The following is a 10,218-nucleotide window of genomic DNA, read 5'->3' as shown; positions in this document are numbered from 1 at the left end:
CTAAAGCAGAATTACAGAAAAAACTACATCAATCTATTGAATTTGCTCGACAGAGATTTGCAAGCAAAGATTAATGAACAATATTTGCCCGGAAATTTGGACGGTTTACGCCTAGACCCCCTTCTTGATAATGAGGTGATGTACTATTCGGTCTCTGAAATCAGCAGCAAAGATTTCACGCTTGACCGGTTGGTCTACAATAAAGGCTATAGAGCGTCCAGGAAAGTAGGAGCCGCTGTTAATTTCTTTCCATAAGTTAACTAACTCTTGTTCATAATCCAGCTCAAAAGCCAGCGCATTCATGGTGTTGCGTTTGTTAGTGCGGCAATCTGCATAGGCTTCAAATAAATCGGCCAACTCGATACCTGTGTTATGCTCAGAGGCCTCAAGTAAATCGTTTTTAATCATTTCATCGCTCAAATAAATACGGGTCATCAAGTGATGGCCCGTAGGTTTAACTCGTTTTATTTAAAACCCCGAGAACACCGAGCGCCAAGCTGATTGTTCTTATTGTTGTTGTTCTGATTGCTGCCGCCACTGGAAGCGAAGTACTCGTTCCACGCGTTGTTCTGTGGATTGTTCGAGTTCTCGGTAGAACTCCAGTAGTTGCCTGCAATTCACTAGTGTTTTAATCCAAGCAAGGCATCTTACCTGGATGTTATTGTACTACCCCATCAAGAAGCAGTCCTAGTGCGCTTTTAAATAAAACCTGCTCGCTCACTGCCACCGTGGCAACAGTGATTCTGGCTTTACCTGGCCGCATTACGCCAACCGGTAATCTGTTTGCTAATGCGGGTCATGATGTCACTTAATAAAGCCTGTTTCCTTAATGAAATCAGCTTCATTTCCACGCATAGGCGAATTTCTAGTTTTAGTAGTTCAAACTCATCCAAAAACACTTCCAAATGCTCCGCTCTATTTTTGTGCTTGTTAGCACGATAAATACCACGTAGCAAGTGAAGTGCATCGTGTTTCATATCCTGTCCCATGGTGTATTTATACTCTCTCGGAAAGGCTTTAGTGTATTCAAATACATTCAACACCAACTGATACGTATCCTTGTAAACTGGTAACTCTGTATACAACGCCATAATAATAAAAACCTAAAAAATGAAACCTGCCCGCTTCGCGGGCTTTATCAAGGCCACGTAGTGGCCTTAAAAGAAAAGGGGTAAAAGGTTAAAGGGTTAAAGCCCGAGAACACCGAGCGCCAAGCTGAACGAGCTTATAGTTGAGGCCCTGATTGCTGCCGCCACTGGAAGCGAAGTACTCGACCCACGCGAGGCTCTGTGGAATGACCGAGTCCTCGGTAGAACTCCAGTAGACGCCTGCAAGACAGTGAGTGCCGCTGGGAGGAGTACACGAAGTGCTTGGTGTTGCTGCGCTTGGGTTTCCAAGCAAGAATGAAAGATTAGCCACCATGCTTTGTGCTCCTGCAGGACAAGTGACAGTGCCATATACTGAATCCATTTCACAAATGGCTGGCAAATACCAGTCAGAATAGGTATTAATGGTTGCCGTGCATAGGCCCGCAGCATAATCTGTGCGACTCGTTGGTCCTGCAGAAAGGGTATAGGGGGCAGAGCCAATACCATAGCCTGTTTTATAGGCATCATACAGAGCTAAAATATTGCTGCTATTACACGAACCCTGGGTTGCTCCACTACATGTGGCAAATGCGCCGGGGGCAGGAAAAGGAAAGGAGGATCCATTGGTGTAAGTTGTGTTGTATGTTGATTGTGCGTTGCTATAAAAATCATTTGACGTTGATATCTCAGAGATTAAGGGAATAATGTCATAACTGACGTTTGCGCTTGAACTCCCACTTCCATTGGAGCTCCAAATAATACTCGTAGCTTGAGGGCCTGAACCAATATAAGGTGCTGCCTGGTCTGTAATCGATGCCACTTTACCGCCAATACTTTTCGTGCAGGGCGGTGTTGTGCATGTTCCAGTAACTCCATTATTCGTCGTGTCATCTACCGAATAAAGAAAACCACCCTGATACTGGCAGCCATAACTTAATACCACAACATTGCTCGTTGCGGGTTGGGCCACATTGGTGGCGCTTACGGTAATCGTGCCTGGTGCTGGTGCTATCCCAGTAGTACAGCTAGAGGTTGCATTGGGGCCTGGGGTAATCGTAACCGTGCACGTCGCACCAGGGGCTAATGTTCCCGTGCACGTTGTAGGAACTGTGGTAATGTTTGTCCCTGTTGGTAATCCTGTGGCTGAAACAGACAGCCCTGTGGCTGGGTTTGTTCCTGTGTTTTGAATCGTAATGTAGCGTGCATTTCCTGTTAAAGCGGCGTTGAGTGCTGTATTATTCACTGATAATGCCAATATCGATGGTGGCGCAACACTAGTACTCAATGTCGTTGCTCCTGGTGTTGTGGTTCGAGTAATCACCAACACATCGTTAGGGTCTGGCTGATAGCATTGATTGGCGTTTGGTGTTCCATTAGGATTAGTCTGGCACAGAGAGGGGCCTCCTTCGATGCTGTTCGCGGGCAGTGCGCTGCCGTTAATGCTTAATGTCAGTGTGCAGGTGGGGTTTGAGTTTGTGGGGCTTTTAGCCGCCAGCACACACGGACCGCCTGTTTGGCTAATGCCAGTTGGGGTCTTTGCGGAAAGCACTAATCGGTGTGGTTTTTTTGAGTTGTTGGTTACGGTATAACTTACCGTAGCAGTGCCTGTGGCACTCACCGTCACCGCAGGACTTCCAATAGGCGTGATGCTCCATACAGGAATGCCCGCATGGACTGTGGTAGTAATCATACAAAAAACACTTAAGCCTAATCCTTGATTCGTTAAACGTACTCGTTTCATGTCCATGTCCTTATGCAAGATAGGTGAGGTTGAATAAAATACCGTTGGTGTATAGGTGATTTAAAGTAAGGCCACTGTTTTGTGTTTGCTCTCGCGCACGACCTAATTGACTTTTGCCCCAATCGGCAAATTCATAGCCTACACCGACTTGCCAGTGTTGATTGAGTGCTTTTTGTACTCCCGCACCAAGGGTATAAGTAAAGCTTGTTTGCGTATGAGAGGCAAAATCAGGCGTTTCTACCGCCTCAAAAATAATAGGCTCACCGTTAAAAGAGCGTGCGTTGTTAAAACCAACACCAAGGCTTGCGCTTATCCAGGGAATCAGCCAATAGCCCTTATCGACCAGCAGTTTGCCTTTCACCGCCACATGAGTGTGTTGGATTGTGTACCTGTAGGTGAAGTTATCAAATTGAGAGTCGGCATCATCCCAAATGACCCCAGATAGATTGGCATTGCTGGTGGCGGCTACAGCAACCCCTAGCTGGCCTTGCAGCGTTTGAGAAAATATTTTTTGCATGCCTAGAAATACCTCACCATCAAACAATGTATTGGTCGATCGATTCGCCACATAGCTTTTTTCAATCTCTGGCGTTAGATAAAAGGTTTGTGTGCTGCCGCCGTTCTCCCAAACAGGGCCTGCGCTAAAGCTGCCAACCCAGGTCCAATCGGATTGTTGCGTTACAGGACCCATAGTTCCAGCCAAAGCACTGGCAGTTAAAAAATTAGCTGCCACTATGATTACAGCAGATTTCTTGTTCATGAATGCTCCTATGCATGCTTAAAACCGGTTCGTCAAAAACAGAAGGTGGGTACAACAAAAAATTTGAACTAATAAAAAAGTAAATGCGCTACAGCACTCAACCCTGCTCAAAAACTGAAAATAAGAGAAAGAGACGCAAATAGCGTGAGCTAGAGATAAAGGAATTAGATTTGAAAGCAGTGGAGATAAATGGAAAGTTAGTACTGGTTGCTGGTTGCTGGTTGCTGGTCATACTCCAATCTTTGGCAGCCATGAGCAATCCTTTGGCGCTATTTAATTGATAGTCAATTCTTTGCATCAGCAATCCCTATAATGTGCTACTCTAAAAACTTACTGCATTTAATTGAAAATACAATAATAATCGTGTTATCTTATGTGTGGTATCTAATCAGAAAATACCTAAAATTTCAATAGCTCCAATTCAATAAATCATTTCGCGACAGCAACTAAAAGAATGTTTTAAATTTGACCACCTGCCTTTGATTTCGGAGCTTAGGAGCATTTAATAGTAATGAGCGAAGCGAATTCATTTAAAGCAGTTTAAAAGAAGGATTTAGATTTGTGCCTCGTCATTCATCGCTCAGTCGCAAAAAATAAAAATAACGGAGTATTTTATTAAGAACAATGAGGAACGGAGCGAGCGAAGCGAGTGAGTAGTCATTGTTCTTAATAAAATGCGGAGTTATCTTTTATTGCGATTGAGTGATGGGTGATGAGGCAATCGATCTTTAATTATTGCTTTGTTTGTTTTTTTATTTGATTATTGCCCATAGGCCAATTCCTTTTAATAAGATTAAATGATTGATGAGCGTAGCGAATTCCTTATTATTAATTATCCACAGAACATCCTTGTGGATAATATTTAAGAAGGTTTAAACGGGACTATAAGTAAGAGCGGACACTTAAAAGCTATTCTATAAGACACTTAAATGTCATTATGACAAAATATATACAGTAGGTTTTATTAAAAATGGTGGTTTATTCCATGTAATTCACATGTTTTTCAGGTAATGAATGCTCTTTTCCTACTCTAATTATAGATAATGATAAAAATCAGGGGTTGTGAGGTATTTTAGTGGTGTTTTGGGTATAGAAAGATAATAGAAGGGTATCTCTAAAATAAAAAGGTAAGGGTGTTGAAGTAAGTTGCAGCGCCCTACTCCCGCAATTTGTGGCGGCGCTCAAGGGATTCTCTTCGTCTGCGTTCTTTTTCGCGCACCTGCTCTTCAGTTTTCTGCTCAGACTTAAGCATGTCTTTCATCACATCAATGTGGGTTTTAGCATTCCCTTTGGGAGCTATAAAATCAAGAATATTAGGGGTGTGACAAGCAATGGAATGAAAAGGTACTCTAAGCCCTTTAACTTCATGCATGATGAGATTGAACAGGCTCAATGTCCGCAATACCATGAAGTTCCACGGGAGGTCTGTTAGGAAACGTTGCCATTAATTTTAAAGTCCCACCCATTGCTGTAACATATTTGTTCAGAGTAGAAATCAACATATCAGATCGCTTTTCAAGACGAGAAATTCCCTCTTGTTTCATATGCAGAGTCGCTCCTAAATCCTCTTGCGTTTTTTTTAGAGCCAAGCGCAAGTCTCTTAGTGTCATTTCCTCAGCAATTAATTCATTTGCGCGAGTTTGAATAAACCCCTGTCTTTCTTTTGAGAGGCTATTCATTTTCTCAGTTAGCGACTTAGGCATCATTCACCTCCATTTTTAGTTTTAATAAATGGCTGTCAAATCTCTTGTCAGCTCGCTTAATCAACTCTTTATAAAAACGTTTTTCACTCACACCTGATTTATCACTACATACAAGTAATATCGCGTGCCTCTTTGGATCAAAAGCAAAAGCCAATCTCCAAACCCCATTATCTGCATAAAAACGTAACTCTTTCATATTGGAATACTTCGAGCCTTTTAAAGTATCTACATGGGGACGACCTAGCTCTGGGCCAAATTTTTCTAGAACTTTTAAATGGGCTAGACATTCACTCTGAACAATTTCATTCAGCTCATCGAATTCTAAGTTAAACTCATCATCAAAAAAAATTGTCCATTTCATATCTATATTATACCGTTAAAGTTATATGTTGTAAAGTGCATATCTAAAAATCGAGGATTATAAAACAACCGTATTATGATTTAGTCTTAAATTTAAAGGTCTTAGCTGTCCCTCTGTCACGACTTTTGGCAACATAAACGAAAAATGCCCCAAGAAATTAATATGTTTCCGCCCCAATGGCGATAGCCGCACTTCATCCTCTTCTTTTATCACTTCACCTTGTAATCTCAAATGATCCAACGCGGCCTGCATGTAAACTGTATTCCACAATATTATCGCATTGGTAGCTAATCCCAGTACGTTGAGTTGATCTTCTTGTCCCTCTCGATATTTTTCGTAAATTTCACCACGACGGCCATGATATACAGTGCGCGCTAAACTGTGACGACTTTCACCCTTATTGAGTTGTATCAAAATATGGCGACGATATTCTTCATCATCGATATAATTGAGCAGATACAGCGTCTTGATAATGCGCCCTAAGTTCATCAATGCTTTAGCTAAACCAGATGGCCTGTTCTTACGAAATAGGGATCGTATCAAATCCGAAGCACTAACGTGGCCCAATTTTAATGAAACGGCGATCCGTAAAATATCTTCCCAGTGTTTGCGTATGGATGCCTCATTTATTTTATGGTTTGAAATATCATTTAGGCTACCATAATCTGCTTTGGTGTCGATTCTCCAAAAACGCGCGCCACCAACATCAGCAAGCCTTGGACTAAACTGGTATCCTAATAACCAAAACAACGCAAAGATAATTTCACTAGCACCAGCCGTATCAGTCATGATTTCTTTTATATCGAGACTTGTTTGTTGATCTTGCATGCCATCTAATAAATAAAGTGAATCACGAAGGGTACCAGTGATCACAATGCCGTGGAATCCTGCATTTTGATCAGAGACAAAATTATAATAAGTTAACCCTCGTTTTGGTCCATAATATTTTTTGTTAGGTCCTGAATTTACGGTTCTTACAGCGCACGCAAATCTGATGCCATCAGCAGATGCAATATGCCCCGTCCCCATCTTTTTTGCAAGTGGTTGCTTAGTGTGAATATCTACAAGTCGAGCATTAGATCTGGCAATGGTCTCAGCACGAATGCAGTTTTGTTGCACCCAGCTTAATCGATTACGGGTTAATTGCGGGCTATCGTCATTAATCAATGGTTCGAGGCCAATATTGCATGCATCAGCCATGATGACCGCACATAATGAAACATCAATTCCAGAGACACGCAAACTATTATCACTAATATGAGAACATTCTTCAGTAAAATCAGACATACGGTTGGCTTCAAGCAATAATTCTGGAAAATCTATTCGTGGCATCAAACCATCTACTTTATCCCTCAATATTTTGAGACTTTCAGGTTCTTCAATTTTTTCTAATCTTGACAATTTTATCCTATCTTTGCCTTTATTGTTCTTAACAATCTCAACAGCATCATTTTTAGGCAATCGCTCAAGTACATCCTGATAGGTGTTCTCTAGCTTTGCAGATAAGTAGCCAAATACTTCATCAAAATCAGTAGGTAAATTGAGCGATCGACATACTGGGATTTTATGCTGTTCCCATGCTGTGCCACTTAATAGTTTTGCACGAGGATCACACCACCGCTCACTTTGCGCAATATGTATGTCACGACTGCGCATATTCGCCTGTAGATTATCCATCGCACATAACGTGTAACCTGTTCGGTCAATTTCTTTGGTTTTGGAATTGATAACAATACTTCTCCAGCCAGAATTTATAATATCAAGTGGTGCATTTTGAAAAGAAGGTTGTCGTTTTCCTTCCATGGTAGCTAAAAATTCAATAGCTGCTTGTACTGGCTTACCTTCTTTAGTAGTTTGAAACTTGACCGTATTGAGTAGTGTTGGTAGAAACCGGCGAACAGTTCTGTATTGTTCAAGCAACTCATCATAATATTTATCATGATTCGGTTTAGCAATTTGTCGGATGACTTCTATCGCAGAAGTTATGGTATCCCTCGAGATAGCTTTGTAAATCATTGTCGGCAAATTATTATCCGCCTCATGCTTTATAAACAAATCGCTAAAATCAGATAACTTTAATGCGGCTTTATCCAAATCACCCAAACTGCGTATGCGCTTTTTTTCTCCTAACCGCTTTGCAGCAGCGGTGATTTCAGTGATTAACATATCTAACAAATCTAGTGCATCATCCAATGCCTTAGTTTCGTACACATATGCAAATGAGAATAATATCGCAATACGCCTGTCATCAGGCATTCTCGCAATCGAGGGTGCCCATGAAACAGTGACATATCTGGCTAAATGATTAATCTTTGCTTTTGGTATATTGCCAATATTTATTTTTCCAATACCTAAGTCACGGATGTATCGATAACGCTGAAGAGCTTGCACCAGACCTACGCTGCTGATATGCGTTGGTCCCTTTTTTAATTCATCAAGTTTGCTGTAACGTTTACCATTTGGAATCAATAATAAATTTTCCAGTTGCTCTTTTTGATGTGTATTGACTAATAATGTAAGTCGCTGCCATAAGCGCTTTGATACTCGATCTCGAACTTTTGCTATCAAAACAGTCAATGTACTGATTCCTGGCAAAAGAATTTTTCTGCTGATTAGCCATAGCGTGCAACGCTCAAATAACATACTTGGCCTTTCATTACCAAACCAAGCTTGAGAATATAACCAGCGAGTTAATTGATATCCCCAGATTCCACTCAGATCTTGGTAATTAAATAAGGACTTGATTTCACTACAGTGAGCCAGTCTGGTTGCCTTTCGATCCAGGTAGTTCTCAACGTTTACAAGAAGGTCGATTTCTAATTGTTTTGCAATATACCGGATAACGTCATGTGGAACATTAATCGGATTTGGAAGAAATGTACCAAGGAATCTGACAGTCGTTAATTGTATTGCATACCCTAATTTATTGTAGTCACGGCGACATGCATTGATTAATTCTTTGTCTTTATCGTCAAGGTAGAAATATTTATCTAACTGAGCCGGTGTCAATGTATCTGGATATTTCGCATAGGTCTGAAATTGCTCATCGGTTAAAAAATCAACAGGCATACGTGTCTCATAAAACGTTCGTTTGTTAAGAAGAAAAAATCTATAGGATTTTTAAGGCCCTACATTAAGACCGCTGCGCTGAGGGGCCAAGTGGATCTAAAATTTATACAGGAAAGTCTTTAATTTTACTATCATAGATAGGTTGCGCATCACCCAATGATAATTTTGAATAAATTTCTAACGATTGCCGACTTTCATGCCCTGAGTATGGTTGCAATAAAGCATCATCAACGCCTTGTTTTTTCATCCATGTAAACAAAAAATGTCTTAATTTATGCGGTGAAATGGAATGTTCTATTCCAGCTTTTTCTGTGTATTGAGCCAGTATTTTTCTAATGCCACGGTCGGTATACTGTTTTTTCCATGTTGACTCAAATAAATATACTTGTTTTTTTGCTTTACCATTATCGACATGAATCGCTAATATTTCCCTAAATCTAGTTGGAAACGGAACTATTCTATCTTTACTTCCTTTGCCCTGATTAATACGGATTTGGCATCGATCAAAATCAATGTCAAATAATTTAATATGAACTAATTCGGTGACTCTAACACCTGTATATAAAAGTGTCTTAATCATTACTACATGTTGCATATTGCGTGATTTCCACACAATATCATAATATTTAGCAATTTCTTCTTCTGTGGGTACCCGAGGTAGCCTTTTAGGGGAACCTGTATCAACATGTACATTTAACTCTTTTCTAACTTGTCTAAATACTTCTCTTAAATAATTGTAATCTGGTTTCTCAGTTTTCAAGAGCTTCAGCAATTGTTTTGCTTTCTCTTTGACTGGAGTTCTTTTCAGATCTGTCATGGATGATGTCCTCTTTGCCAATCATAAGACGTTTTTCTAAATCCAAAAGAAAAATGCCATATGGGTTAAAATGAGCATGAAATAAGGGAGATAGCGCGCGAAAATCTTCTGGTTTTAGCTTATTACGCCAAGTTTTATCAGATAGTATTTCTTGAATTAATAAGGTGTTGATATATACGGCACATACTTGCAATAGATGCAAACATAAAATCGATAATTCTTGTTCTTCTGGATCATTGCTGTTGATTTCTCCAAGTTTTCCATAGAAAAAGAAATTCATGACACTGTTTAGACGCTCAACAACATTAAGGCTGGCATTAATTTCTATTCTTAAATTTTCATTTTCCAGGTAATTACAAAGAAATATTGTTTTGGCAGCTTTACCTATTTCACAAAGAGCCTTATAAACAGGATGTTTATAATTGTCTCTGCTAAATCGCTTTACAAAAACATCTGCTTCAACCATTCCCATTTTTAAAGCAACAAGGTGCTTAACGACTTCATCATAATGCGTTTCAATCAGTTTCCATTGAATGCTATCTTTCAAAATATGAGTTAAGTGCGTATTTCACTCCAATCTGATCACCGATTTCACTTCAAAATGATCACTCATTTCACTCCAATCTGATCAGTGATTTCACTCTAAACTGATCACCTATTTCACTCAATCTGATCAGTG

Annotated in this window: 11 protein-coding genes; all 11 read right to left on the bottom strand. The window is 40.2% G+C overall.

Annotated features, from left to right (window positions below; genetic code table 11):
• Positions 1 to 111 precede the first annotated feature (111 nt).
• The 11 genes from ELY15_RS10615 to ELY15_RS10565 all read right to left on the bottom strand — a co-directional run bounded on the left by ELY15_RS10615 (position 112) and on the right by ELY15_RS10565 (position 10,089).
• Entirely contained in the window at positions 112 to 435 is a 324-nt protein-coding gene (locus ELY15_RS10615) for a hypothetical protein (protein ID WP_233586655.1), read from the bottom strand.
• Positions 436 to 749: 314 nt separating this feature from the next.
• The gene (locus ELY15_RS10610; protein ID WP_127099803.1) at positions 750 to 1,091 is read right to left on the bottom strand and encodes a four helix bundle protein; all 342 of its coding nucleotides are present in this window, start codon (positions 1,089 to 1,091) and stop codon (positions 750 to 752) included.
• A gap of 88 nt (positions 1,092 to 1,179) precedes the next feature.
• Positions 1,180 to 2,829, bottom strand: a complete 1,650-nt coding sequence (locus ELY15_RS10605; RefSeq protein WP_127099801.1) for a hypothetical protein — start codon at positions 2,827 to 2,829, stop codon at positions 1,180 to 1,182.
• Positions 2,830 to 2,839: 10 nt separating this feature from the next.
• Positions 2,840 to 3,589: an outer membrane protein gene (locus ELY15_RS10600; protein ID WP_127099799.1), complete on the bottom strand. Its 750-nt coding sequence runs from the start codon at positions 3,587 to 3,589 to the stop codon at positions 2,840 to 2,842.
• Between the two features lie 97 nt (positions 3,590 to 3,686).
• Entirely contained in the window at positions 3,687 to 3,887 is a 201-nt protein-coding gene (locus ELY15_RS10595; RefSeq protein WP_127099797.1) for a hypothetical protein, read from the bottom strand.
• Positions 3,888 to 4,745: 858 nt separating this feature from the next.
• A complete protein-coding gene (locus tag ELY15_RS10590; protein WP_127099795.1) occupies positions 4,746 to 4,961 on the bottom strand; it encodes a hypothetical protein in 216 nt (71 codons plus the stop codon).
• Entirely contained in the window at positions 4,954 to 5,295 is a 342-nt protein-coding gene (locus ELY15_RS10585; RefSeq protein ID WP_233586646.1) for a helix-turn-helix transcriptional regulator, read from the bottom strand. The genes ELY15_RS10590 and ELY15_RS10585 overlap by 8 nt, the downstream gene beginning before the upstream one ends.
• Complete coding sequence (locus tag ELY15_RS10580; RefSeq protein ID WP_127099793.1) at positions 5,285 to 5,653, bottom strand: type II toxin-antitoxin system RelE/ParE family toxin; 369 nt, start codon at positions 5,651 to 5,653, stop codon at positions 5,285 to 5,287. Before ELY15_RS10580 ends, ELY15_RS10585 begins: the two co-directional genes overlap by 11 nt.
• A 57-nt stretch (positions 5,654 to 5,710) precedes the next feature.
• Complete coding sequence (locus ELY15_RS10575; protein WP_127099791.1) at positions 5,711 to 8,722, bottom strand: Tn3 family transposase; 3,012 nt, start codon at positions 8,720 to 8,722, stop codon at positions 5,711 to 5,713.
• A gap of 103 nt (positions 8,723 to 8,825) precedes the next feature.
• On the bottom strand, positions 8,826 to 9,539 hold the full coding sequence (locus ELY15_RS10570; RefSeq protein ID WP_127099789.1) for a tyrosine-type recombinase/integrase: 714 nt from the start codon (positions 9,537 to 9,539) through the stop codon (positions 8,826 to 8,828).
• A complete protein-coding gene (locus tag ELY15_RS10565; RefSeq protein ID WP_255411093.1) occupies positions 9,472 to 10,089 on the bottom strand; it encodes a transposase in 618 nt (205 codons plus the stop codon). Before ELY15_RS10565 ends, ELY15_RS10570 begins: the two co-directional genes overlap by 68 nt.
• Positions 10,090 to 10,218: the final 129 nt, after the last annotated feature.

The sequence above is a fragment of the Legionella sp. km772 genome (assembly GCF_003989735.1).
In the GTDB taxonomy this organism is placed as follows: Bacteria; Pseudomonadota; Gammaproteobacteria; order Legionellales; family Legionellaceae; genus Legionella.
The sequence above is the reverse complement of the archived record's forward strand: the minus strand, read 5'-3'. Positions and strand labels throughout refer to the sequence as shown.